Source organism: Rheinheimera salexigens, assembly GCF_001752395.1.
In the GTDB taxonomy this organism is placed as follows: Bacteria; Pseudomonadota; Gammaproteobacteria; order Enterobacterales; family Alteromonadaceae; genus Alishewanella; species Alishewanella salexigens.
In genome coordinates, this window is sequence record NZ_MKEK01000001.1 from 2,970,855 (window position 1) to 2,997,207 (window position 26,353).

Annotated in this window: 24 protein-coding genes; 3 read left to right on the forward strand and 21 right to left on the reverse strand. The window is 44.2% G+C overall.

Annotation, left to right across the window (positions count from 1 at the left end; genetic code table 11):
• Positions 1–8: 8 nt before the first annotated feature.
• From BI198_RS16280 to BI198_RS13725, 20 genes are all read right to left on the reverse strand, one after another.
• Positions 9–182, reverse strand: coding sequence for a hypothetical protein (locus BI198_RS16280; RefSeq protein ID WP_235605339.1), 174 nt, complete (start codon positions 180–182; stop codon positions 9–11).
• Positions 148–2,442, reverse strand: a complete 2,295-nt coding sequence (locus BI198_RS13635; RefSeq protein WP_235605340.1) for a LamG domain-containing protein — start codon at positions 2,440–2,442, stop codon at positions 148–150. The genes BI198_RS16280 and BI198_RS13635 overlap by 35 nt, the downstream gene beginning before the upstream one ends.
• Before the next feature lie 3 nt (positions 2,443–2,445).
• Positions 2,446–3,678, reverse strand: a complete 1,233-nt coding sequence (locus BI198_RS13640; protein ID WP_070050046.1) for a hypothetical protein — start codon at positions 3,676–3,678, stop codon at positions 2,446–2,448.
• 16 nt (positions 3,679–3,694) lie between these two features.
• Positions 3,695–4,669 carry an AgmX/PglI C-terminal domain-containing protein gene (locus BI198_RS13645; RefSeq protein ID WP_235605341.1) on the reverse strand — a complete coding sequence of 325 codons (975 nt, stop codon included), beginning with the start codon at positions 4,667–4,669 and terminating at the stop codon, positions 3,695–3,697.
• The gene (locus tag BI198_RS13650; protein ID WP_070050047.1) at positions 4,666–5,229 is read right to left on the reverse strand and encodes an ExbD/TolR family protein; all 564 of its coding nucleotides are present in this window, start codon (positions 5,227–5,229) and stop codon (positions 4,666–4,668) included. The genes BI198_RS13645 and BI198_RS13650 overlap by 4 nt, the downstream gene beginning before the upstream one ends.
• Complete coding sequence (locus BI198_RS13655) at positions 5,226–5,744, reverse strand: biopolymer transporter ExbD (protein WP_083256631.1); 519 nt, start codon at positions 5,742–5,744, stop codon at positions 5,226–5,228. Before BI198_RS13655 ends, BI198_RS13650 begins: the two co-directional genes overlap by 4 nt.
• Positions 5,728–6,387: a MotA/TolQ/ExbB proton channel family protein gene (locus BI198_RS13660; RefSeq protein WP_070050049.1), complete on the reverse strand. Its 660-nt coding sequence runs from the start codon at positions 6,385–6,387 to the stop codon at positions 5,728–5,730. Before BI198_RS13660 ends, BI198_RS13655 begins: the two co-directional genes overlap by 17 nt.
• A 45-nt stretch (positions 6,388–6,432) precedes the next feature.
• Positions 6,433–6,774 (reverse strand): hypothetical protein, encoded by a 342-nt coding sequence (locus BI198_RS13665; RefSeq protein ID WP_083256632.1) that lies wholly within the window; start codon positions 6,772–6,774, stop codon positions 6,433–6,435.
• Entirely contained in the window at positions 6,771–7,487 is a 717-nt protein-coding gene (locus BI198_RS13670; protein ID WP_070050050.1) for a tetratricopeptide repeat protein, read from the reverse strand. The genes BI198_RS13665 and BI198_RS13670 overlap by 4 nt, the downstream gene beginning before the upstream one ends.
• Positions 7,474–10,440: a tetratricopeptide repeat protein gene (locus tag BI198_RS13675; RefSeq protein ID WP_070050051.1), complete on the reverse strand. Its 2,967-nt coding sequence runs from the start codon at positions 10,438–10,440 to the stop codon at positions 7,474–7,476. The genes BI198_RS13670 and BI198_RS13675 overlap by 14 nt, the downstream gene beginning before the upstream one ends.
• A complete protein-coding gene (locus tag BI198_RS13680; RefSeq protein ID WP_070050052.1) occupies positions 10,430–12,337 on the reverse strand; it encodes a tetratricopeptide repeat protein in 1,908 nt (635 codons plus the stop codon). The genes BI198_RS13675 and BI198_RS13680 overlap by 11 nt, the downstream gene beginning before the upstream one ends.
• Entirely contained in the window at positions 12,322–12,861 is a 540-nt protein-coding gene (locus tag BI198_RS13685; RefSeq protein WP_070050053.1) for an AraC family transcriptional regulator, read from the reverse strand. The genes BI198_RS13680 and BI198_RS13685 overlap by 16 nt, the downstream gene beginning before the upstream one ends.
• A 12-nt stretch (positions 12,862–12,873) precedes the next feature.
• On the reverse strand, positions 12,874–14,031 hold the full coding sequence (locus BI198_RS13690) for a DUF3570 domain-containing protein (protein ID WP_235605342.1): 1,158 nt from the start codon (positions 14,029–14,031) through the stop codon (positions 12,874–12,876).
• Positions 14,018–14,299 carry a DUF4266 domain-containing protein gene (locus BI198_RS13695; protein WP_235605343.1) on the reverse strand — a complete coding sequence of 94 codons (282 nt, stop codon included), beginning with the start codon at positions 14,297–14,299 and terminating at the stop codon, positions 14,018–14,020. Before BI198_RS13695 ends, BI198_RS13690 begins: the two co-directional genes overlap by 14 nt.
• Positions 14,265–14,753: a TlpA family protein disulfide reductase gene (locus tag BI198_RS13700; RefSeq protein ID WP_070050055.1), complete on the reverse strand. Its 489-nt coding sequence runs from the start codon at positions 14,751–14,753 to the stop codon at positions 14,265–14,267. Before BI198_RS13700 ends, BI198_RS13695 begins: the two co-directional genes overlap by 35 nt.
• A gap of 54 nt (positions 14,754–14,807) precedes the next feature.
• Positions 14,808–15,503 carry an outer membrane beta-barrel domain-containing protein gene (locus tag BI198_RS13705; protein ID WP_083256633.1) on the reverse strand — a complete coding sequence of 232 codons (696 nt, stop codon included), beginning with the start codon at positions 15,501–15,503 and terminating at the stop codon, positions 14,808–14,810.
• Entirely contained in the window at positions 15,473–16,240 is a 768-nt protein-coding gene (locus BI198_RS13710; protein WP_141728888.1) for an SH3 domain-containing protein, read from the reverse strand. Before BI198_RS13710 ends, BI198_RS13705 begins: the two co-directional genes overlap by 31 nt.
• The gene (locus tag BI198_RS13715; RefSeq protein WP_235605344.1) at positions 16,197–18,782 is read right to left on the reverse strand and encodes an HzsA-related protein; all 2,586 of its coding nucleotides are present in this window, start codon (positions 18,780–18,782) and stop codon (positions 16,197–16,199) included. Before BI198_RS13715 ends, BI198_RS13710 begins: the two co-directional genes overlap by 44 nt.
• Positions 18,783–19,166: 384 nt before the next feature.
• The gene (gene recA, locus BI198_RS13720; protein WP_070050057.1) at positions 19,167–20,201 is read right to left on the reverse strand and encodes a recombinase RecA; all 1,035 of its coding nucleotides are present in this window, start codon (positions 20,199–20,201) and stop codon (positions 19,167–19,169) included.
• Between the two features lie 86 nt (positions 20,202–20,287).
• On the reverse strand, positions 20,288–20,779 hold the full coding sequence (locus tag BI198_RS13725; RefSeq protein ID WP_070050058.1) for a CinA family protein: 492 nt from the start codon (positions 20,777–20,779) through the stop codon (positions 20,288–20,290).
• A gap of 45 nt (positions 20,780–20,824) precedes the next feature.
• Here BI198_RS13725 and mutS point away from each other — a divergent pair, with 45 nt between their 5' ends.
• The 3 genes from mutS (at position 20,825) to BI198_RS13740 (ending at position 25,308) form a co-directional block, all read left to right on the forward strand.
• Positions 20,825–23,395, forward strand: a complete 2,571-nt coding sequence (gene mutS, locus BI198_RS13730; protein ID WP_070050059.1) for a DNA mismatch repair protein MutS — start codon at positions 20,825–20,827, stop codon at positions 23,393–23,395.
• A 126-nt stretch (positions 23,396–23,521) separates the two neighbouring features.
• Complete coding sequence (locus tag BI198_RS13735; protein ID WP_201243509.1) at positions 23,522–24,676, forward strand: benzoate/H(+) symporter BenE family transporter; 1,155 nt, start codon at positions 23,522–23,524, stop codon at positions 24,674–24,676.
• Positions 24,670–25,308 carry a GntR family transcriptional regulator gene (locus BI198_RS13740; protein WP_070050061.1) on the forward strand — a complete coding sequence of 213 codons (639 nt, stop codon included), beginning with the start codon at positions 24,670–24,672 and terminating at the stop codon, positions 25,306–25,308. The genes BI198_RS13735 and BI198_RS13740 overlap by 7 nt, the downstream gene beginning before the upstream one ends.
• An 8-nt stretch (positions 25,309–25,316) precedes the next feature.
• On the opposite strand, the gene rpoS is transcribed toward BI198_RS13740, so the two are convergent.
• The gene (rpoS, locus tag BI198_RS13745; protein WP_070050062.1) at positions 25,317–26,291 is read right to left on the reverse strand and encodes an RNA polymerase sigma factor RpoS; all 975 of its coding nucleotides are present in this window, start codon (positions 26,289–26,291) and stop codon (positions 25,317–25,319) included.
• Positions 26,292–26,353: the final 62 nt, after the last annotated feature.

Genomic DNA, 26,353 nt, shown 5'->3' on the forward strand with positions numbered 1-26,353 from the left:
TTATACTCCTACTGCAATAGCAGTTCCGCACTGGCCAATACTGAGGTACAAGCCGCTTTAGCAATAGTGGCACTGCGCTCAGGCGCACAACTTCCCGTGCACTGGCTTAATTGATTAATTAACGCGCTTAATTCTGCTTCTGCATCATTACGCAAGGCAACCGACGAGGCCGATAACGGCATTAACTGATCGAGCAGTTGTTGTAAAAACTGGCTTTTTTTTGGCTGCGGTATAAGTTTGATCTGGGCTGGTGTTAAAGTTGATACCGGCAAACCAAGTGTTGCGAATAGCGTCATCATTAATCGCAGCGTTGCAATAAGCAATACCAAGCTGAGTTACCGCCATTTGCTGCGCTGAAACAAAGGTTTCAATGCTATCTGCTGCCGGTAGTTGGCGCCGAATAGTTTGGTAGGTGTTAGCCACAGCTGTCTGCTGCTGAGCCACACCTGTTAACGCACTCATACTGGCGTTAATTTTTGCAAAAGTACGCAAACCTATATCAGCGCTTTGATCTGCTTGCATGGTAATTTGCTGAGTAGCAACACTAATGCCGGTTCTAACATTAGTAAACTGACCAATTTGGCCAAAGGATAAAAAGAACTCATCACTGGCTACGCCGCGCTCGGCAGCAATAATAGTGCCTTGTTCAGACAGTACCTGGGCTTGGCTTAAATCGGTGCTAGCCGCTAAGCTAAACTGCCGTTTAATCCACGCTTGACCAATACTGGCTTCTTTACCATTTATGCCTATCGCCATGCCGCTAATGTTTAAGTCTTGAGGTAATGAATCGCCATTCAGATTGATGACATAGGGCGTGTTAAATAAATACGAATACTCGTCAAATTGGGCTACTTCAAACACAATGTAGCTTTCTGGCAGTGCAATTAAGTCGGCAATGCTAAACAGCAAATAAAACTTCTGACCGACTCCAACAGCATAATTTTGGCCTATTTGCTCGGCGGTTAAGGCTTTATTATGTAGCGCCAGCATGCGTACACTACCCTGCCATTGTCGATTACCATTGGCTTCATTACCCACCATTAAGGCATAGCTGTCATCCCAATTACGTATTGCCTCTGGCGCGGCACTAACACCGCTATCAGCACCATTTACATAAATACGTTGGCCCTTAACCGGATCGTGCGTAATCACCACATGCTGCAAGCTGGCTTGCAGTAATTCATCGGCGTCAGCGGTACTAAAGGCGGGTAAACCATCTGCGCCACTCGCCCCTCTGCGTAATAAAAAATCATAATTATATAGCGATTGGCCTAAGGTGAAATTACGCTCTGTGGCACTACCGGCATAACTAACAATCGCCGCGGGCCCCATTTGACTAACATTCGCCGGTATTAACCAGGCTTCCACGCTCATCTCGCCGGTAGCCGTCATTAACTGGCTTAGTTTTTTACTACTTTGGGTACTGGCTTGCGCCCGTCCTTGATTAATCTTAATACCCCAGCCGGTAATCCAATCAATATCACCTTGCATGGTTAAGTTGGCAGCGGGCTCTACGCCTGATGTATCGTAAGCAATACTGCCTTCGCCGGTTTTAAATTGGTAAAAAGCAATTTGATTTGATTCAAAACGGCCACCACTGGATGCCACGACACCATCGTCTAAGCGTAAGGCTTTCGACGGCACTAATTGCGGATCCAGTTCAGATACCACCACGTTATCGGCAATATCGGTAATAGCTTGCAACATAACTGCGGCATCGTTGGCGCAATCTGACCAGCAATTATGAAACTCGTCGGCTAAACGTCGCACTAAACGCGATAATTCTGGGCTATCTAAGTTTATTAAGCGCTGGCTGGCTTGATAGGCGGCACTGACATTCTCGTCGGCAAAAAATGGCGACTGCACTTGCGGTGCATTTGGCGCATGACACGCAACACAATGCTGGCGCAATAATGGATAAACGCTGCTGCTAAACAAGCCACTATCTTCTGGCAAGCTTTTACTGCTTCCCGGCTCACGTATTACTGGCGCAACTAAAGTAATAGTAGCGGCTTCTGCTTCGGTAGTGCTGGCCCAGTTCCGTAGCCATTGGCTAATGGTATCGGCACAAGCGCTATCACTGGCTAACCAGCAATTATGACCGCCCGCCACTTTAGTCACTACTAACGACTTACTGACATCGCTTAAATCAACTACCGGTAACGCAGCAGCGTAAGCTAAATTGATATCATCATTGCGGGCAAAATATGGCGCTGTATCGCCAGCGGTATGACAAGCACCACAGCGGTCATTAGAGGCAACATTATCCCAAAAACTTAATTTAAATTGTTGAATAGCCTCTGTTTGCGCAGCTGGGCCATCATAATTACTATTATCTGATTGCACTGGTGGTGGCGGATTCTGCTCTACTGCTGATTCACCACAGCCGCTAAGTAGCAATATACTGAACATACTGCACATACAAAGGATGAAATAACGCATTGCTTAATCTCCCATACAGTAAGTTGCAGTATCGACAAATACTTGTTTCATGCGATATCCACTACTGCTAAAGCTATCAGTAATGGCGTTTAAAGCCGTAACATCGGCTAATGATTGCGGTTGGCGTAAACACACAGTGCGAAATACTTTTTTCACTTGGCACTGAGCAAAAGCTTGGGTGTTAGCGAGTTCTTCACCTAAGCTTTTGGCCCCAGTACCGGCGCCGGGTAAACTTTCTGACCAACCCAAAGATTGATTTTGGCCTTCACGCCAATAATTAGCCCAATCTTCGTTCTCAGTTTGATAGCCATAAACAAAGTTACCCGAGTTTATATGGTATTTGCTTTGTACCCGCGATTGGGTTGTCTCATTCACGGTGCCGGCGGCTTGATAAAAAATTTGGCCATTACTGCCATCTTCATCGCTAAATTGATAATCATAATAGGCAAAGGCTTGCGCCATCGGGTCCATACCGGCATGACAGCCAATACAGTTATTATTAAATAACCGGCTATCACCGCCTGGGCTACGACTGATATCTTGGCGAATTTGCGCTGGACTAATACTAATATCTTGCAGTGGCTCTAGGTCGGTACACAATTGGTTAAGCAAGGTGAAGCGAAACATGGCTCGGTTAGTGCCCAGATAAAAAAACGCTTTGGCTGCGGCGCGGCTAGTCATAACACCGGCGCTTGCTGCTGCTGGGATAGCATTTAAACTGCTTTGAGCTCTAGGTTCTAAATACTGGGCTAAATCGACCGCTTGCTGCTCTAGGGCGACATAGTGGGCATTATCGGTGCTGTTATAAGGTGGCAAATCTAAACTATCACTGCCGACATACAGCAGATCGGTCTGTAATAGCTGGCGATAGTCTATATCGTCACGAATTAAGCCAATTACCGTCGCCGAGTAATCATTTAGCGGCTCAAATACATCTTGATCCCGATTGGTGGCGGCTGAAGCAAATAGCTTTAAGGTGGTGCGGTAAAAATCTGGATGCTGCAGTGCTAATTCTGCGGCGCCTTTAGCATTACCGGCGTCTATTAATTGCTGCATTTGGCTTAAGGTTGCCGCATCTGCCGGCACCCCGGCTAAGCGGTCGTGCAACCGTTTGGCTTGCTGTAGCGAACCAGCTTGAACCGATAAGCTAGCTAGGCCAAATAAGCCCGTAAGGCTGATTAAAAGTGACAGGCTAAGGCTATATCTTATCCTGCGTATTATTGTTGTTATCTTCATCACAACCTCAGCTATTTTAGCTTGGTAAAAACTCTACCGTCCATTGGGAGCGAGTCACCGCAACCGGCTCGGCACCAAAATTAATGCTTTGCATGCGCAAGCTTAATTGGCGCTCTAATGCACTATTGTTTAATTCACTTTGCACTATCTTGACAGTGGATAAGCTACCATCTGGATTAATTACAAATTCAAACACCACTTTTCCCTGCAATAACGGGTCGCGGCGTAAAGCGCGGCTGTATAGCGCATATAAACTGGTTTTATTTGCTTCTAATATTTGCCGGATCATGGCTTCAGAACGTCCTTTAGACGCCGTTTCTGCTGTACTATTTGCTGATTCTTGTGCGGCCAGCGCATTGGCTGCATCTTGATCCGCTAGCCCTTCGATCTGCTGCTTTTGCAACTGAGCGCTGCCATTATCGGCTAATTTTGTGCGGGCCACTTCGCCAGTCGCGGTTACCGCTTGCTGCTGGGCAAATTGTTGTTTGGCTTGATTACTAATTACATCGCGTTGCACTTGTGCTGCTTGCTGTTGGCCGGTTGATTTCACTTTAGCTTGGTTTTTATTGGCGCTAAAACTTTGCCGCATGGCGGCTAAATCGTCTTGCAACGCCAGTAAGCCGGTTTGTTGAGCTTGCTGACGAGCCGTTGCAATGTCTTGCTTTGGCACTGTCGGCGTTTTTGCTGCTTCTACTGGCTCAGGCTTAGGCTCTGGCTTTTTAACTTCCGGCTCTGGCTTAGGTTCCGCTTTAACCGGCTCAGGCGGCGGGGTTTTACGTTGCTCTAACATCACTTTGGCTAATTGCGCCGGTATGCGCTCTTGCTGCTGCCGACTGGGCTCTGGCACCGTTAACGCGGGTACGATAATCGCTAGCACCAACCACAATACGGCACCTAGCATTAATAACTGATAAAAGCGTTTATCTTCAAATTGCCAATCTAATTGCTGTAAGTGGTTGGCGTAACCGCTACTCATAGCTGCTTCTGTCATAGCTGCTCCTGCGCGTTCGCCACATTACGACTGGGCATAGCACTTACCGCTAATGAAAGATCACGATATTCAGTGTCGGCACAAATAGCCATAATCAGCCTTAGCACCGCATAAGGGGTGCTAGCATCACCTAAAACAGTTAACTGCCGACCGCTTTCGATTAAAGCTTCAGGTAACGCACCGGCACGCGTCGCAAGATAGTTAAGCTCGGTTGTAACGGCTTGGCTTAGCTCAGCTTTAATAGCAGCAGAGTCACTAGCCGCTGAGTCATTCGCCGTAAGCGCTTGCCAATCGCCTTGCCATACTGGGTTTCCTTGCACTAATAAACCATTGGCGGTAATAGTTAGCATAACTTTTTCGGTCGGTAATATTTCTGAAACCGACTTAGGTAAATTAATATCTTTATTACTTTGTAATACTTTAACTTCAGACTGATTTACCATTAAAAAGAACACTAGAATGGTAAAAATATCCATTAACGCCACTAGGTTTAACTTACTGGTTTGGCCTAAGCGTCGATTTTGCCGTTGCAGTCTTTTTGCTCTAAACGACTGTTTCATGGCGAGCGCTCCTCTGTAGGTAACTCACCAAGCGAAATTAATGGAAACAATTCCGCATCCACCACTTGTGCTACCACCACGGCTTTAAATGAGCGCACGGTATCCATAGCCGTGACTAGGGTTTGATAATCGAGTTCTGGCGCCGCTAAAATGGTGATCTCTTGCTTTTCTATCTGTTTTTGTTGAAAGGTGAGCTTTAAATCTTGCAGGTATACACTTAACCCTACAAAATCTAGCTGGCCTTGTTCGGTTAACAAAAACTCGTGCAAAGGTTCGCCCGCCGGATAATTTAAGCGTAATTTATCGGCATAAATCTCTAACTCTAATTGCTGTGGCTGCTCGCGCTCTTGCTGAATTAATTGCTCGGTCATCGCTGGCAACTGAATATTAAGCACTCGAATTTGGGCAAACACTAAACTTAACAGTAATACCGGCACTAAAACGATCATCAAGTTCATAAATGATGTGATGTCTAGCTCGGCCTCCATAAGCGGGGGTTTACGCCTGTTTAACATCCGCATCACCTGTGTTTCGTTTTGCAATACTGTTCATTAGTTTTATGCCGACCATTTCCATGGTATCTATCACGCTGGCCGTTTTACCTTGAATTAAGGCATGGATAAACACTAATGGGATAGCGGTCATTAAGCCAAAGGCTGTCGTGTTCATGGCCACCGAAATACTGGCAGATAATAAGCTGGCTTTTTCAGATGGATCAGCACTGGCCACTGCAGAAAACGCGGTAATCAATCCCATAATGGTACCTAATAACCCCAGTAGCGTGGCCACGTTGGCTAAGGTAGCTAAAAATGGGGTCCGTTTTTGTAAACGTAAACTGTACTCAAGTACCACTTCTTCCATGGCATATTCCATGTCTTCCCGTCTTTTGGAGCCTTGTGAGCGATGCACGCCACTGGCTAGCATGGTCAAAATGGGTGCATTACTAGTAGCGGCTAATTCAGTTATGCGCTGGGTATCTGCTTGCGCTACTGCCGGCTGAACTTGTAAAAAAGCTTTATGGTTAACCCGGTGCACAGAGCGTAAAAACCACCAGCGCTCTACTGCTATCACGATGCCTAACACTAAAATAAAAGCAATGGGATATATAAATATGCCACCTTGCTGTAAAAACAAAACGATGCCGTTTAACCACTCCATACTGCTATTCCTCGTTATACATTTATTATTATATTATTTAATAAATTATTGGTTTGATTCAGGTGTTGATTGGATACTGACCGTTGCCGATTGCACCGCTATAAAACGTAAAAACTGTTGCCGATCTAACGGCGAACTGCTGGCGTTAACCTCAGGTAAAGTGGCGGCTGGTATGCGAATAACACTAACCGGTGTTTGCCACGGTAAAATATAAATGGTTTTAGGTTGTTCTTGGTTTCCACTAATGGTGGTGGTTAACTTCACCGTAGCTGGCTCTGGTTCAGCAGCCTGTAACGGTGCAGCTGCCAATAGGCCAAAACAACAAAATGCTAAAATGTGTTCTGGTTTTAAAACGTGCTCTGATTTTAAAAAATAATGTGGCTTCATAAACTTTCCTCAGCGTCACTGCTGCCCTGCGCGGCTAATTGCCGGTCAATTAGGGTTAGCCACATCTTAGCTTGTGGATCTTGGCTTAATTCAAAATAGCGTTGGTAATGGCGTTGTGCCTGGTTTAATTGCCCCAGATACAGCTCATATAAAATACCTAAATTTTTATGTGCCGCAGCAGTATCGTTGGCTTGCACTGCTTGCAACCAATACTGCTCGGCTTGGCCAAATTGGCCTTGCTCTCGGGCTAAAATTCCTAATAAATTTAGGCTGGCACTTTTATTTAGGCTACCATTTTGATTTAGACTGGCACTTAGGTTCAGGCCCGCGCTTTGGTTTAGGCTCGCACTTTTAGCATCCGCAACCAAGGCTTGTTGCAAGCTGGATTCCGCCTCACCGGCTTGGTTTAATTGCCATTGGCAAACCGCTAAGTTGTACCAAACGCCAGCAAAGTCTGCTTGGCTGGCGACAATGTTTTGCAGTAATTCAGCCGCATTGTCAAAGTCTTGCTGCTGCATTAACTGTTTGGCCTGGGTAAATTGCTGTTGCTCACTGCCAGGTAGCGACTTAGCCACCTTGGGTAACGCTGCCGCATTCGTTCCTATACTAACGCTGTCAGTTGCTGTCGCAGGCTTAATAGCTGTTGGCTGTTGGCTACAAGCTGTGCTGAGCAATAACGCCAACAGCAGAAGGCTATAATTAATGCGGCGCATCAGCTACCTCCAAATAGGCTTCAGTTTTATTAAATTCAGCCGGTAATAATACTTGTAAGCGGGTAAAACTTTGCTTAACCCAGCTATCATAAATTTGCTGCTGAATTAAGGCCGTAGTTTGCCGATAAAGCTCGATAGCTTGTTCTTCAAACGGATAAGCTTGTTCTTCTAGTAATAAATCATATTGTTCTGCAGCTAACGCCGTTAGTCCTTGCGGGCGCTCTGAGACTAAAAGCGCTTGGGCCATATCGTCATATAATTGGCCAATACTAAATTGCGCTTCTGCTAAGGTGCTGGCCACCCCGTAATCAATACTCTGCTGATAATGACTAATGGCCGTCTGCATATGCTGACGTTTTTTAGTTAAATTAGCCTGTAGTGGATGACGCAAGCTTACTTGAGCAAACAATTTATTTTCATGCTGGCCTAACATAAGTGCAGCCGTTGCAGCTAATTGTTGAGTTCGTTCAGTACTGGCATTGTTACTGGCATTGTTACTTGCACTGTTGCTGGTAATGTTGCTATTAGCGGTTTCGGCTTGTTCAAAACTGACTATTTTGGCTAACCAGAAATTTTTACGGTAAATATCATTTTGCTGTTGATACAGCTGGACTAAATGCTGCCGCGCTTCTTGGGCTATAGCATGTGGCTGCGGATACTGATTGGCATAATCGCGAAATGCTTGTCTGGCTAAATCTAGCTGTTCAGCTTGAAGATAATATTCTGCCGCCAACCATAAGGCATCTCGTTGCTGCTCTGGATCGGTAGAGTTTGCTGAGAGTTTTAACAGTTGCTCGGCCGCCAATTGCCATTGCTCTAATTGCTGATAACTTTGGATCAGTTGCGCATTAGCCGCTGCGATCCGTTCTGACTTAGGATATTTTGCCATAAAGCTGTGTAATAAAGCCGGCACGGTAGACCAATTAGCTTCGGCGATTAATAAGCTAATCTGCTCAAAAGCTGCCGCTTCATGAAAACGCGAGTCTGGCAATACAGCCAGTAACCGCTGTATATGGGCTATAGCAGCAAGGTTAGTTATGCCTGGTAGTTGCGCTTGCTGATAAATACTCGAGGCTAATTGCTCGGTAATAAGCTGACGTCGAGCTGAGTTTAAGCTCAAGTTAAGTTGCTGCTGCAAGCTTTGTTCAGCCGCAGCATACTGCTGCAGAGCCAACTCTGATTGACTGCGTAAAAAAAGTGCTTCATTAGCAAAATGAGTACTTTGCTCGGTAGCATAGGGCCAGTTTATAACAACTTCAGCTTGTGCAATTACCGTGCTATAGCGCTGCGCTGTATAGTCTTGTTGTATTTGTTGTAGGGCAACTTGCTGCGCGGCTGGATGCTGCGGATGCTGGCTAACAAAGTCTATTTGTTGCTGTAACCAGCGCTGTTGCAGCGATTTATAATCAACACTTGATGTCTCACTTTGGGCTGTACGCTCTGCTAAAGATTGAGCTAAAAGCAGCGCTTTATATGCGGCATCTTGTGGCTTAAACAGACTTGCTTGACGCGATGTATCGGTATAGCCCAAAGCTGCATATAAGCTAAACGCTGATTCTAACTGCTGACTACCGGCGTAAGATTCGGCTAATAAATAATTAATATCGGCGGCAATATAACGGGGCTTATTTTGGCCATTAGCCGATTCAGTATCCGCAGTAGAGTCTGGGCTATAGCTTGCTCGGTTACCAAGAATAACCAGCATTTGCTGCCAATACGGAATAGCTCTGGTAAAGGCTTGCTGCTTCACATCAACCTGCGTTGTCGCATCTTGGCTTGATACAGTCGCTAGCGCATCGGCATAGTGAGCTCGGCCAAAATAATCTAAATACTGTAACAGTCGTGGTGTTACTTTACTGATATCCGCTGGGCTAGCTCGGCGCCAAAATGCCGAATCAGCATTAAATAAGCTGATATATTCCTGCTGGGCATTTAAGGCTGCTTCGGCATTTGCGCTGGCTAAATAATGCTGGATTAAACGCAATTGAAATTGTGCTGCGGTATAAGTATCGGCATTGTCAGCAATAAAAATACGGTAACTGGCTAAACTTTTTGCCATAAAGCCTTTTTGTTGTAAAAAATCGGCTAAAGATTGATACAACAAAGCCACTAATGCGATGGGTCGTTCACCACTGGCATAAGGCACTTGTTGTAACAAGGCTTGCAAGCTTTCGGCTTGTTGCTGATAACTTAACGATATGCTTAAAATATTCAGCACTTCTTGGCGTAAGCTTTGTTGCTGATCAGCCTGGAGTAACTGGTTATAACTGCTATCTAATAATTGTAAAAACTGCTGATCGGCTAAATTAAATTGCTGTAATTTGAAGTGGCTCCAACCCGCCATATAGCGTGCATGCTGATTAAAACTAGGCTGTTTTGCAGCTAATACTTGTAAATAAGCCTGTAACGCTAATTCATACTCGCCGCGACTATAGTGAATATCAGCCTTACGAAACCACGCCTCTGGGGCAAAGTTAGAGTCTGGATATTGTGCTAACAAAACCGTTAACTGGCTTAAACTTTGCTCTGGCTGCGCTAATAAATCATAGCTGCGAGCTAATTGGTAACGCAGTAATTCATTATTAGGATCATCGGGATATTGCTGCAGCAACTGCTGGTACCGATCTATTAAGGCATGTAGCGCAGATTTTTCTTCTGTAAGGCTTAAATCTTGGCGTTCATACTGCTCGGTATGCAGTTGTGATAAACGATACAGTATTTTTTGTCTGGTTTCGGGCTGCGGCGCTAAGCTTAGTATTTGTTGATATAGTGCATCTAACGCCGTTTCAGTTACTTCGGCCTGTTCAGCAAACGCGCTTTGTTCAAATGCCGGCAATTGATTCAAGGTAGCTGTGTTAGCAACCTCTTTAGACACCGCGCAGCTGGTTAAAGACAGTACTAGCGCGAGCTTTAGCAGTTTTGTTGGCATGGATATGGATTGATTAATCTGCATGCTTAGCCTCGTTTAAGCGACTAGCAGAAGTCAATAATTGCTCCATCATTCTGGCCATGGCTTGCTTATTATGCCGTTGTAATTGCTGCAACTGCTCGCTTTGCAACAGACGATGTTGCTGTAGCTTTTGATTCAATTGAGCTAATTTACGTTGCTGATTACTTAATAATGCCATATTCAACTGTTGCTGTTGGGCACTTAAATTCTGCAACCGTTGCTGCTGTTGTTGTAATCTGTTTTCACCATCCCCTAATTGGCTTAGGCGGTGTAATTTAGTGCTTACTTGCTCTAGTTGCAGCACTAACTGTTGCTGCTGTTTGCTTAACTGCCATAACCTATCAGCCTGATCATGTTGATATTGCCATAATAATAAACCGGATAAACGCTGTAAGCGCTGGGCGTGAGCTTGATACTTTTGACTATCATGTTGCTGCAATTGCACTAAGCGACCTTGTGCTTGCTGCACCGTCGTTAGTTGCTGCTGTAATTCACCTTGAGTTAAAAACAACGAACTTGGCTGCTGAGCTTGCTCGGCAATTTGTTGCTGTAAACTCGCGACTTGCTGAGTTAGGACTTGGCGTTGAGCGTGGAAAGCAGGCAACTGGCTGGTTAAAAGACTGTGCTGTTTGGCTGATTTGTAGTCGACTACTTGTTGCAACCTAGCTAACCGCGCTTGGCGTACTGGTGCCTGATTAATATGTTGTTGCAGCATAATGCTTTGCTGCTGTAATTGGTGCAGTTGATCATCACTACTAAATTGTAACTGCTGCCATGGCGTTAGCGGTTCTGCTAGCTGGCTAACGTCAATCGGTTTTGCTTCTCTGAGCAAGCCATATTGTTGCTGCTGATAGTATTTATCTGCCCAGCGATAGGCTGCTAATGCCGCTTCTGGCTGTTGATTTCGCTCTAATTGCTCACCAATGCGGGTAGCCGCTTGCCAAGCGGTAACACTATACGGCTGTTGTTTTATTTGTTGCTGTAACACGGCAAGTAAAGTAGGAATATGCCGCTGTTCGGTTAAAATCTGTCGGTATAACGCCAGTGCATTACTACTTAGTACGCTGTTTTGCGGAAATTGACTTAAAATGGCATCGGCAGCGGCCCAATCTTGGCTGTTGATATACAGCTCAGCACGGCTAAGTTGTACATAATCCACCAACGCTGCTCGCTCTGCTTGTGGATATGAAAAGCCCGTTGGCGTATTTAAGGTTAACCAATGGCCACTAAATAATTGCTGCCAAAAACTTAACTCTACAGTGTGTCCTAACCGAGTTTGTAGCTGCGCTAACCAGTGCTGTGCCACTTCAGGCTGCTGTTTAGCGATGATTAACGCCTGATTACTCACAATATAAGGCATTTCAGCTTGGTCAGCTAACAAGTTAAAGTCTGGTGTTTTAGGAATACTAATATCTGGCCAATGTAGTAATTGGCTTAATAACTGTTGTTGCCCCAAATATTGCTTATCTGCCGTCATATTGACTTGGGCTAAGTACTGTTTTGCCGCGATTTTATTACCGGTTTCTAATTGATAACGAGAAAACTGCAGTAAAGCGATATTGCGTAGCGCTTGCGGTAAAGCATTTTGGCTATCAGTTGGTTGCTCTAATACTTGTTGTAGAATAGTAGCCGCATGCAGTGGCATATCTAATTGTAAATATAAGCCTGCTTCTAATAATTGGGTGCGCGCATCGCGGCTAGGGGCTAATTGTAAGGCCTCTAACGCTGCAGCGGGTTGTTGTAAATAAAATTGCCAAGCGGCTTGGCGATAATGCTTTTCAGTAATATCGCTTTTGGTTGAGCTAGCTTTTACTGCACCAGCTTGTTCTGAACCATTACTGACCCAGCTGCAAACTAATAAAAGCGCCGCCAGCAGCGGCCAGCTTAATTGGCGGACCATGGCTGAACAATAAATTCTGGTTGATAGTCGCTACTACGATCTTTGATTTGCAATTCAAGCAAAACAGCATCGTCTTGTTTGGTAAAGCCATAACTTACCGCACGTCGATAATCTAGATTGTCTGGCCCTTTACCAACAAATACCGCCGTAAGGTTATGCTTACCGGCTTTGATGTTGGTTTTAAATAAAGGTTGAATAGCGCCACGGCCTAATGCCTCTAATTGCTGGGCAGTATATAAATGTGCCGTCACCGGTTTGTCATTTAATAACAATTCAATACTATCAAGGCGGAAAAACTGGCCAGTATCAACCGAGACAAAAACCGCCACTTGGGTTTCAGGTGGGAATAACAACTCTTCCTCCAACAAAAACAATTCGCGATTCAGTTGAACGAGTTGCTGTTTTAACTGCTCTAGTTGTTCGGCTGCCGGTTCAGTCTTTGCTTGGCCTTGGCTCTGATTTTCAGCTTGGCCAAACGCAAGGCTACTAAACCAAAATAAACAACAAATTAATACTAACCTCATGGTGTCGTCCTACTAAAAATACAGGCTAAAAAAGGCCCGAAACACGTTAGCGTCAAACTGATAAAGTGGCTCTAAGCCAGCCTCAGCGCTTGTTACCGTAACATTACGAAAATTAGCGTAATCAAACCGAATATGATCCCATTGCAGCGTAACCTCTGGCGCGACTTGCGGCCAAAACGACCATGCTGCTAATTGATAGCTTGCACCTAAACCGATGGTAAGATTGCTAAACTCACTTAGCTCTTTATCTCGCGCCATATAGTTTTGTTGGTCTTTAAATTCAAACAAATCTTGATAAAAGTCGGCCTGATTTTGGCTATAAAACCGCGCTTTAGCCTCAAGTATCCAGTTGGCCCCTAGCGGATGGACATATTCTAACTCGGCATCAAAAGCCCGAATATCCCAACTATCTTGATAATGGCGCAGGTTTAAAGTAACGGCAGCGCGATAAGGTAAATACACTTTATTGACTAAGGCTACAGCTACGGCATTACGGGTGGCAGGATAAATTTCACTTTGATAGCCATAGCCTAAGGCTTGACTAGCATCGCGATAGCGTACACTGCGATAGGGATTATTTAAAAAGCCTTCATCTTGATCCAGTTGCAAATTAATAGCACTGATCCAGTTACTAGATAAAATTTGACTCCAACCCAACTTATAATTAAAGCGGCGTACGTTGGCTTTAAAACTATCATCACCATTACGGCTAACATCATCATCACCCATCCCAGCTTCCATACTTAGGGTGGTCATGCCGCCAAACGTATCGTGGGCAATACCAAACGACATAGATTTAGCGTTGTAATCGTTCTCATCACTTTGGGCGTAATTAATACTAATGATGCTATCGCCAGCTAAATAATCGATACCGAAGCGCGCTTCATTACGCTTCTCGGTATAAGCCGATGCGGTTGCAACAACATCGATTGAGGCGCCGGATACGGTATCGACATAATAATAAGCTGATAAGGCTAAGGTATCTGAGGCTTTTTTGCGTAACATTAATGCTGGGCCATCAATAGATACACCACCGCCTTCATAACGGTGATACATAATATCAGCTCTATCTTGGGGTAATACTGCTGCGCTAACCGAGCATGCGGTTAGTACCACTAGTATTAGTAATGGCATTAGCACTAAACTGCTACCCGCTTTAATTACAGCCACAACCGCCCCCACCACTGCCGTTAGCCCCTTTAGCAGCTTCACGTGAATCGCGAACATGGGCAACATGTTGCAAGGCAACAGGATGGCGACCAAACGCCATTATGGGATCGGCCAGCTTATCGCGCTCATAAGGTTGCACCCAAGGCTGTATCGAGCTGCAGCCAGTTACCATCAGCATACCGACCAATAAGCTTAATTTGTACAAACTAGATCGTTGCCGGCTAGTCATAGCGTTATTGCCGCAGTAGCTTTTTAATATCAGCTTCATATTTTTTCTCATAACCACTTTGATAGCCGTGATGCACAGCACTTACTTCACCATCTTTATTAATAATAACGGTTGTCGGCATGGCTTTTATGGCATAAGCCTTTGATACGTTATTTTCACTATCAAACAAAATAGGGAAAGTAACTGGTAGTTTGGCTAAATAAGCATTGGCCGCTGCGGTATCTGTTTCCACATTAATGCCCCAAACCTGAACACCTAATCCCTGATATTTTTCGGCTAACTGATCTAACTTAGGCATTTCTTGAATACAAGGCCCACACCAACTAGCCCAAAAGTTAATTAAGATAATATCGCCACGCTGTTCGGCTAATCGAACATTATCGCCTGTCAGCGTTTTCAGGCTAAAATCGGGTGCCATTTCAGCAGATGCAAAGCTTGGCGCTAACCCCAGCATGACTAGCAGTACTACACTTAAAGAGGCTATTTTGTTCATTATTTATTCTCTACCTTTAGTTAAAACGCACTAGCGTGCAACCTAAAAAATACATTAAAAATACATTGAAAAACCTAAACTCAACGCTAAGTTATGGCTAGTTTTGCTATTGGCTAAAATAGTGGTTTCAAAAATATAATCGGTTACCGTCAGTTCTGCGGCAAACCAATCGGTAATAAATAACCGATATTGGCTGCCTAGCTGCAAGGCAAACACATCATCACCGGCAAATTGCACATTACCGCCACCAATAAATACTGACAAACCAGAATTAAAGGCATAGTTTTCTGATAAAAAAGCTTGGCCTGGCAACACCACATAACCAAGGTGCGCGCCGTAAAAGCGCCAGTTGCGTTGACTGTCGGTTAACAATGGTGCCGCGCCACTTAATTCCTCAAAAGAGGTTAATCCTGCTTTGGCCATGGAATATTCAGTACCTAAATACCAGTCTTCGTTAATGTGATAGGCTAATTTCGCACTGAATAGGCTACTGCTACCAAAATCTTCAATACTTAATAAACCGGCACTGATGCCAAAAGACCAATTTTCACTATCCAGTATGTTTTCACTGATCACATTTCGTTCAATGTCTGGCGTGACCTGCTGGGCTTGTACTGCTGCACTAGTGACAACAGTGGCTAAACCCAGCACTAAATAACCCGCCACTACATAAGTCCGCACTAAATAAGTCCGCACTACACAAGTGGTGCCGCCGGCAACTAAAAGAATACGCTGAAGCCAAGTTTCCATGTGTCTGTCTCTTTATTGTCATCACTATCGGTCATGATCACACTATGCCGATAACCACCTCGCAGAATAAACTGCCGCGTTAAATAAAAACGTAACCCTAACTCGGTACTGGCTAAAGCGTTATTACGCTCAGTGCTTTGCACTAATATTGTCCGTGGATTAATCCGGATCATGCCGCCACCTATGGCAAAATAGGGTGATAATCGCCACTGTGGAAAGGGGCTTAGTAATACACTTAATTCTAAAATTTGATTATTGGCTTGCTCGCCTTGGGCTTGGCCAATAGCAAGTTCAGTTTGCACATAGTGACTAAAGGCATATTGAGTATTTAACTGGTAATAACTATTACCGTTAAAGTCACCAAACATTAAGCCGAGTTGCCAGCGTTGCTCTAATAATTCGGCGCGTTTATCATCGCTAATCTGAAAATATTCGTTATCTAAACTCACTACTTTGCTTAAATCTTGCCGGGCTAACCACAACTGTTGCTGCTTAAAACTCACTTGCACCCAGTCAGTACGCCGTTGCTGTAATTCAAGTTGCTCACCTTTTAATACCACTTGGGTTATGGGATAACCACGACCCGGGCCTGAGTATAAATTAACAAAGTCGGCTGTCACTTTGACGCTAAGTGATTCTGCTGCGCTAAAAAAGCTAACTAACAATAAACAGATACCCGCCATTAAACGCATATTAGGGTTCCACCACAGCAAAGGGTGAGTTGTAATATTGGCCACCAATATCTAGCCAAGTACTTATTAATGCTAACTCAGTAGCGGTTAAGTAATTAGCATGACTTCCGGTAGCAGCAAAGCGACTGAAAAAGCCACTACTATTGGCTGCGCTGCCTGCCCGCATGGTTGGCGAAACGAGCACAGTAACCATAATGGCAATGGGTTGATCATTTTCATCTAGGATTAAATTGCCATCAGCATCGGTTAAAAATAATAAATTACCGTTGGCATCTGTCGCCTGTACCATGCGATCGACTAACACATCCGCGACTAACTCTTGTTCATTGTCTGGGCTTAATAACTCACGATAGCTACGAAAATGGTTAGGCTCTAAATCTGACGGCTCAGCATCTAGTTCTAGCTGCGCTGCGGGAAGTTGGGTATTGCCTGCTGCATCGGTACGGCTATGGCAACTGACACATGTATTATCCTGTAATAACTCACTGGTTAACGGCGAAAACTGACGACGGTCGAGTTGCCATAACGGTTGAATATGCGTTGGGTAATCAATGCGTAAACGACAGCGTGCTTGCCACTGGTCAAAGCATTCGCTACCTGCAGGCTGTGCAGTGGTTAAATTGGCAAAGTTTAGCTCAACACTGCTATCTGGTTCGCGCTGAGCTGGATCAGTCCAAATATCAATAAAAGACAAACCTGGTGTTAACGTGGGTGTACCCAATACTCTTGCTGACGTTTGGGCTAAGGTTTCTCCAGCCTCAGAGCTAAGGGTTGGCGCAATATTTGGCATTAAACCGGCAAAATCTAAACCGGGGTTAACACTGGGCCACTCACCGCTTAGTCGGCCATGGGGCCTAGTGTTATCTGCGGTATGGCAACCATTACAACTGCGTATTTCACCAGGTCTTAAAGTTAACCAATTACGGTGGATAGGGCTAATAGCCTGACCATCCGCATTAAGCACTGCCAAATTAAACGGTATATTAGCGGGTACTTTAACCCGCACCGAACCATCTGGCGCTATTGCCACTGTGCCTAAGATATCGCGCATTTGTTGATTTCGGTTAACACCAAAAGCGCTATTATCTAGCTCTAATACTTCTTCAGGTGGTATAGGTACACCACGCAACAAACGTAAATAACGGGCAGGTCTTTGCTGAGCATTAGTTTGCATCGGATCGGCTAATGCAGCTATATCGGCAGTGGTTTCACCACCAAGGTCGTACACGCTACGAATATCTAAAATCGCACTATCTTGAGCCGCTAATTCTGGATCTATATTGGGATTGTCTGGTAAATAGACTTGTCGAGCAAAGGCTTGCATAACGACAGGCTCTGACAGCATTTTACCGTCTTGGCCTAAGCGTACTGGAACTTGAGTTTGTTGCTGGTTATCAAACAGCCATAAACCATATAGTGGCGCCGCTAACGTATAGTCGGCAATATTCTCCACTTGAGCACAACTTAGCACTTGCTGTTCGTTCATAACCCGACAAGGTGACCAGCTGACTAAATATCGACCGGTGCCATCTTTTAGCGGAAAATAACTATTTACAGCGCCCGCGGAAGTGGCGATATCACTGTTACTAAACGCCCACGGAAACAGCGGCGTTTGCGCCGGCTGATTTAACACTTCGGCATAAAGTGGTTGTAAATTATCGCTGGCAATAGCTAAAGCGACTTGTTGTGGCCAACTATTAAAGTAAGCGACTTGATTTGAACTCAAGGCAACGGAGACTTCACCGTTATCTAATACTATGGCTTTACTATATTCGACACGGGTATTATCCGCACCACTATCATGCGAATGCCAACCATAAACTAGTTCAGTTTCAGTGCCATCTGGCTGCATTTGATACCAATTAAGCATGCTACGCCCTGGGTGATTATCCCAACGGCTAAATAATATTTTGCCGTTTTCTAACACCACTGGGTATAAATCATGACTTAAATTAAAACTTAGTTGCTGAATATTACTGCCATCCGCATTCATAACATGCAGATTAAAATTGGCATCATTAAGACTTTCATCTAACGCCGTATATTGCGGTTTAAATTCATCTAATAAAATTTGCCGGGCGGTTTTTTGTCGACTAGAGCTAAATATAATCCGGCCATCGGGTAAAAATGCGGGGTTAATATCGTGACCAGCTTCAGCTTGCAGTGGGTCAGCTATTATAGGGGTTAAGCTATCGCTTAAACGATCATAGTGCCAAATGTTCCATTTTGGCTGGAACTCATCGTCAACATTGGCAATTTCTGGTGCTCTTAAAGCAAAAAGCAAACGGTTACCATCTGCCGATAAGGCTAAATCTTTTACATCGTAAGCGGCATCATCGGCAAATAATTGGCTAGTAATATCAGTTTCGCTTGAGGCAGCAAAGGCATTTTTCTTAATAATGACTTTAGCCCCTGGACGAGAAGCAGCAGGTGTAAACAGATCTTGGCTTATGTTGTCTTGATCAGCCATAGGCAAGCTGCGTTCTATAAAAGCTAACGCAAACTCTTGTACTACTGTGTCTTCAGGTTCTTGCTGAATACTGATATCGGCTTTGCAGCTTATCAAAGCAAATGCAATCAGTGCCAAGTATAACCACTTTATTATTATCATTATTTATACACCGGCAACGGTTTTCTAAGTTTTATTATTAACATACAGTTACAAACTGTCTTGGTAGCTTATCGTTGCAGCTAAAGTAGAGCAAGTTATTATTACCTTTTGTTTACGCCTTGCTAGCGAATAAGCAGTATTGTATTCCCATCTTTGATACAGCTATAACCCGCTTAACTGTATACACTCATATTTCGCTGATAATTTTGCTATCAACCATTACCGATTGCTGAAATTTAGTCATAAAAAAAGCCAGTTTTAAAACTGGCTTTTTATTAACAATTTAACTCTTAGCACTTAGCACTTAGCAATTAATTCTTTATGCGTACTACTTAATGCTAAGTGACTATTATTGGTTGTTTATTCTGCTTCTATTTCAGCAAGAGGTTCTGTTGGTTTATCACCTGGTTTTAGCAATAACCGCTTACGTAATTCTGCTTCAATTTCATTTGAAATTGTCGGGTTTTCTTGTAAATAACGAATGGCATTAGCTTTACCCTGGCCTATTTTACTGCCTTTATAAGCATACCAAGCACCCGCTTTGTCTACTAAACCTTGGGCAACACCTATATCAACTATCTCGCCATGTTTATTGATACCAGAGCCATATTGAATAATAAATTCAGCTTGTTTAAATGGCGGTGCCACTTTATTTTTTACCACTTTAACGCGGGTTTCGTTACCGGTTATTTCATCGCCATCTTTAACTGAGCCAATACGGCGGATATCTAAACGCACTGAAGCATAGAATTTTAAGGCATTACCACCTGTAGTTGTTTCAGGGTTGCCAAACATAACACCGATTTTCATTCGTATTTGGTTAATGAAAATAACTAAGGTGTTTGAACGCTTAATATTACCGGTCAATTTACGTAATGCTTGCGACATTAAACGCGCTTGTAAGCCCATGTGGCTATCGCCCATGTCGCCTTCAATTTCCGCTTTCGGTGTTAATGCAGCTACTGAGTCTATTATGATGATATCGACTGACGCCGAACGCACTAACATGTCACATATTTCTAATGCTTGCTCACCCGTATCTGGTTGTGATACTAATAAAGACTCGACATCTACACCCAATTTTTTGGCGTATACTGGATCTAATGCGTGTTCAGCATCGATAAAAGCACAGGTTTTACCGTCTTTTTGCGCTTCAGCAATAACTTGCAATGTTAACGTGGTTTTACCTGAAGACTCTGGGCCATAAACTTCAACAATACGGCCATAAGGTAATCCGCCTATGCCAAGTGCAATATCTAAACCTATTGAACCCGTTGACACTGCAGCAATATCAAGCGCGGTGCTATCACCAAGACGCATAATAGAGCCTTTACCAAACTGGCGTTCAATTTGGCTTAATGCCGCGGCTAGCGCTTTTTGTTTATTGTCGTCCATTTTTAATTCCATGGTTGAGTCGGTGCTTAAGAAGGTGCTTATGTTGGTAACACCGAACAATTAATACTGTATACTCGTACAGTATTCTAGTTTAGGCTAGCTGTCAACAACTCTATACTACGTTTTAAGGCGTAATCAATGCTTTGTTGCCTTACTTGCTGACGATCGCCGCTAAACCTTTCTGTTAAGCTAATTATAGAGCCATCAAGATAAAAACCAAAGCAGACTGTACCCACTGGTTTATCTTTTGAGCCACCTTCTGGACCGGCAATTCCTGTTACCGATATCGCAAATTGTGCCCCAGCGGCTTTAGCTGCACCCGCTGCCATCTCGGTCGCGGTTTGTTCGCTGACAGCGCCAAATTGCAGTAATGTAGCACTGCGCACGGCCAATAATTGTTGCTTAGCTTTATTGCTATAGGTAATAAAAGCACGGTCAACATAGGCTGAACTACCTGCCACAGCCGTTAACCAATAACCGATACCACCACCGGTGCAAGATTCTGCGGTGGTGATAGTCCATTTTTTCCGTAATAATAGCTGGCCTAATTCGGTTGCCAGCTGCAGACTGTTGACCATAACTATCCTTAATTTAACTAAATACTAGGAAGACATAGCGTTATTATGCCGTCAGATAATAAAATGGAGCAAGCGTTAAGCACTCACACCCCTATGATGCAGCAATATCTAGGGATTAAAAGCCAACATCCCGATATTTTGATGTTTTATCGGATGGGCGACTTTTACGAATTGTTTTTTGATGATGCCAAACGTGCAGCAACGTTATTAGATATTTCCCTGACCAAGCGCGGCCAAAGTAATGGCCAACCTATCCCCATGGCAGGCGTACCTTATCATGCCGTTGAAGGCTATTTATCGCGTTTAGTTCAATTAGGTGAATCTATTGCGATTTGCGAACAAATTGGCGATCCGGCTACCAGTAAAGGGCCCGTTGAGCGCAAAGTTGTGCGCATTGTCACTCCGGGTACTGTTACCGATGAAGCCTTATTAAATGCGCGTCAAGATAGTTTACTTTGTGCCATTAGCCATTCACGCCAGCAATATGGTTTAGCCCAACTAGACTTAACCAGTGGCCGCTTTTTACTGAATCAAGTGGCTAACCTAGACGATTTAGCCGCTTTATTACAACGTTTAAACCCTGCAGAATTATTGTATCCCGAAGACTTTAATGCGCCGGAATTAACCGAAAAACGCAAAGGCGCTCGGCGTCGGCCAATTTGGGAATTTGATCTAGCCACGGCAAAATCGCTGTTATGCCAACAGTTTGGCACGAAAGATTTACTGAGCTTTGCCGTTGAAGATGCCCCTGTCGCATTAATGGCGGCAGGTTGTGTAATGCAGTATGTTAACGATACCCAACGCGCTCATTTACCCCACATCCGTGCTATTGGCCTAGAACGACCACAAGATAATATCGTACTAGATGCTGCCACTCGGCGTAATTTAGAACTCACCCAAAACTTGTCCGGTGATTACGAGCACACTTTAGCGGCCGTGTTAGATACTAGCCAAACCGCAATGGGTTCACGGTTATTAAAACGTTGGATCCATGCCCCGCTACGCAATCAACAATTAGTGAATCTGCGTTTAGATGCCGTAGCCGAGCTAATTGAGCATTACGAAAACTTACAACCTGATCTTAAAAATATTGGTGATATTGAGCGGGTTATTACCCGTTTGGCATTGCGTAGCGCCCGACCGCGTGACTTTGCCAGGTTGCGCCAAGCCTTGCAGTTATTACCTGAACTTGCGCCTAAGCTTAGCCAACAACAAGCTGTAGCATTACAAAACATTGGCCATGCCGCACAACCTATCCCAGCCTTATGCCAATTATTAGAGCAAGCCATCGTTGCCGCGCCGCCGGTGTTAATTCGTGATGGTGGCGTGATTGCCGATGGTTACCATGCCGAGTTGGATCAATGGCGCAGCTTAGCCACTGGCGCTTCAGATTATTTAGTGCAATTAGAGCAACGTGAACGCGAGCGTACCGGTATAAGCTCATTAAAAGTAGGCTTTAATCGGGTTCACGGCTATTACATTGAAACCGGCCGTAGCGCTGATATCAAGGTGCCAGTTGAGTATGTTCGTCGGCAAACTTTAAAAAATAACGAACGCTATATTATTCCTGAGTTAAAGGAATATGAAGACAAAGTATTAAGTAGCCAAAGTAAAGCACTGGCAATTGAAAAGCAGTTATACGAACAGCTGTTTGATCTTTGTGCTGAATATTTAGCACCGCTACAACAATTAGCCCAAGCCTTAGCCGAATTAGATGTGTTTTGCACCTTTGCCGAGCGTGCTGATAGCTTACACTATTGCCGGCCAACTTTAGTTAGCACAACGGGCATTGCGTTACAGCAAGCGCGTCACCCAGTCGTTGAACAAGTATTAAGCACACCTTTTATAGCTAACCCACTAACCATGCAACAACAACGGCGGATGTTAATGTTGACTGGCCCAAATATGGGGGGTAAATCAACCTATATGCGCCAAACTGCACTTATAGTGTTAATGGCCTATATTGGCAGTTTTGTGCCAGCAAGCAGTGCTGAGATTGGTCCGATAGATCGTATTTTCACCCGTATTGGTGCTTCAGATGATTTAGCCTCAGGCCGCTCGACCTTTATGGTAGAAATGACTGAGACCGCTACTATTTTGCACCATGCAACTGAGCATAGTTTAGTGCTTATGGATGAAATTGGCCGTGGCACCAGTACCTATGATGGTCTAAGTTTAGCCTGGGCTTGCGCCGAGCACTTAGCTAAAAACATTAAAGCCTTAACCTTGTTTGCTACCCACTACTTTGAATTAACAGAGCTAGCAGAGCGTACTGAGGGCATTGTTAATGTTCATTTAGACGCCATTGAGCATGACGAAACAATAGTCTTTATGCACAATGTGCAAGAAGGCGCAGCGAGTAAAAGCTTTGGTTTACAAGTGGCTCAATTAGCGGGGGTGCCAAAGACCATTATTCGCCAAGCGCAACAGAAACTGCGCCAATTAGAGCAGCAAAGTTTATTAACAGAGCCGGGTAAAACTGCCGATACAGCACCGCAACTTGAATTAGCCTTAGTTGAGCACCCAATAGTGCAACAACTTAGCGCTATTGATCCTGACCAATTATCGGCTAAGCAAGCACTAGATTTACTATATCAATTAAAAGCTCAGCTGTAGTTCCCGATCACAAGCGTTGCTTAAGCGACAACGAATAACTTGCTTACTCATTATTAATGTATACAATTTATTACTATTGTATACATTTTAGTGAAGTAAATAATGTTGACCTTTCAGCGCTTCAGCATGTCCGCAGTAGTCGCCGGTTTTGTCGCGGTATTAGTCGGTTTTGCTAGCTCGGTGGCAATAGTACTGCAAGCTGCCAATGCTGCTGGTGCCGATGATGCTATTACCGCGTCTTGGCTATTAGCCTTAGGCATTGGCATGGCGGTAAGTTGTATCGGGCTATCTTGGTATTATAAAGCGCCGATTATTACCGCGTGGTCTACCCCAGGTGCTGCCTTACTGGCCACCAGCTTACAAGGTTTAAGCCTCAACCAAGCCATTGGCGTGTTTATCTTTGCTGCCGCTTTGGGTCTTCTCATCGGCATCAGCGGTTGGTTTGATAAATTAAGCCGATTGCTGCCGTTACCGTTAGCCAGCGCCATGTTAGCCGGCATTTTACTGCAATTTGGTTTAGATGTGTTTACCGCGCTGCAGCAGCAACAATTGCTGGTTGGCTTAATGCTACTAAGTTATTTACTCGCTAAGGGCTTGGCCCCTCGCTATACCATTTTATGGGTATTAGTCGTAGGTGTTATGGTGGCGCTGTTACAAGGTGATACCGACTTATCCACTATCCAGTTTAGTATGGCTACACCGATATTTATCCAACCAGAATGGTCTTTATCGGCATTACTCGGCGTTGGTTTACCGCTATTGTTAGTGACGATGGCATCGCAAAATATACCCGGTATTGCCGTTTTACGTACCAGTGGTTTTAACACGCCAGCTTCACCACTCATTACCACCACCTCTTTTCTAACCTTAATCTTGGCTCCTTTTGGCGCGTTTTCACTTAATTTAGCCGCTATTACTGCAGCAATTTGTACTGGTGAAGAGGCGGATCCAGAACCCGCAAAACGCTATATTGCCGGTATTGCTGCTGGGATATGTTACTTAATGGCTGGTTTGTTTTCGGCCACCATAGTGGCGTTATTTGCGGCATTTCCTAGCGAGTTTATTACCGCCTTAGCTGGGTTAGCATTATTTAGCACTATAGCGGTAAATTTAGCCAATGCGACTGCTAATGAACATTACCGTGAAGCAGCCGTCGTCACATTGCTAGTTACCGCATCTGGATTGCAATTGTTTGGCATAAGCTCTGCATTTTGGGGCATTATTGGCGGTGGGTTAACCGTGTTGCTAATTAATAAAACGCGAGCAAAAACTAAATGCTAAAGAAACAGTCGTTATACCAATTATTAAAACAGGATATTCAACAAGGTGTATGGTTACCATTGCAAGTTGTCACCCAGCAACAACTGGCAACACATTATCAAGTAAGCCGCATTCCAGTGCGGGATGCCGTTGGCCAATTATTAGCAGAAGCTTGGTTAATACCTCACGGCAAAGCTGGGATCCAGATCCCGGGTTTAAGCACTACAGAAGCAGAGGAACTGTGCCAAATTCGCTTGCAGTTAGAACCACTCGCCTTACGCTTAGCCGCAGCAAACATGAGCTTTAGCCAGTTAGGTCAAGCCGAAGATATGTTAAATATTATTGAAGGTACTGAGAATTTATCGCTGTATCAGCGCGGGGAATTAAATTGGCAATTTCACGCAATATTGTATCAAAGTTGCCACAAACCGCACTTACTGCGGATTTTACATCAGCTACACCAACAAGTAGCGCGTTATTTAGGTTATCAAGAGCACGCCCTTAACTACCAAGCAACCAATGCTAATGAACATAAACAGTTAATTGCATTATTACGCCAACAAGATATAGAGGCGGCTTGTCTGCTACTCTCTGCACATATTAGTGAAGCGAATAGGTTGTTGCAGCCTCTATTGCTTAAACAAAACTCTTAGCGTTACATTTATTCTTGAAATAAAACATCAATATTTAAGCCTTGCTGGGTAACCACTTCACGTAAGCGACGAAGCGCTTCTACTTGAATTTGCCGTACCCGTTCGCGGGTTAGGCCAATTTCACGACCCACATCCTCTAATGTTGATGGCTCGTAACCAAGCAAACCAAACCGACGAGCTAATACTTCTTTCTGTTTAGGATTTAACTCATCTAACCATTTAATTAAGTGTTGTTTAATATCACTTTCTTGTAAATTACCTTCGGGGCCAAGCTCTTTTTCATCAGCTATTATGTCTAGTAATTGCTTTTCTGGGGCACCTGCAACCGGCATATCTACTGAGGTAATTCTTTCGTTTAGCTTAAGCATTTTACGCACATCTTCAACCGGCCGATCTAAGGCAGCAGCAATTTCTTCTGGTGTCGGTTCATGATCTAGCTTTTGCGATAATTCACGGGCGCAGCGCAAATATATATTTAGTTCTTTCACCACATGAATAGGTAACCGAATAGTTCGGGTTTGATTCATGATGGCACGTTCAATGGTTTGTCTTATCCACCAAGTGGCATAGGTTGAAAAGCGAAAGCCGCGTTCTGGGTCAAACTTTTCTACCGCACGAATTAAGCCTAAATTGCCTTCTTCAATTAAATCAAGTAAGGCTAAGCCTCGATTGATATAACGTCGAGCAATTTTTACCACTAAACGCAGATTACTCACAATCATACGCTTGCGTGCTGCTTCATCGCCTTTAAGAGCTAAGCGCGAAAAATACACTTCTTCTTCGGCTGATAATAGAGGGGAAAAACCTATCTCACCCAGATAAATTTGGGTAGCATCCATGGTTTTATAATTTTCATCACTACTAAACACTTCATCCTTAGTGGAATTTTCATCCTCAGGCTTGTCTGCATCTAACAGTGTCTCGTCTTCAACAATATCGTCGTCTTTTAAATCTACTACGTCGTCGTCACTATGTTTTCCCATATCCTTTCTCCCACATTTATTGGGTGCAGGGTGAGCTTGTTGCTTATCGCATCCATGCTTAC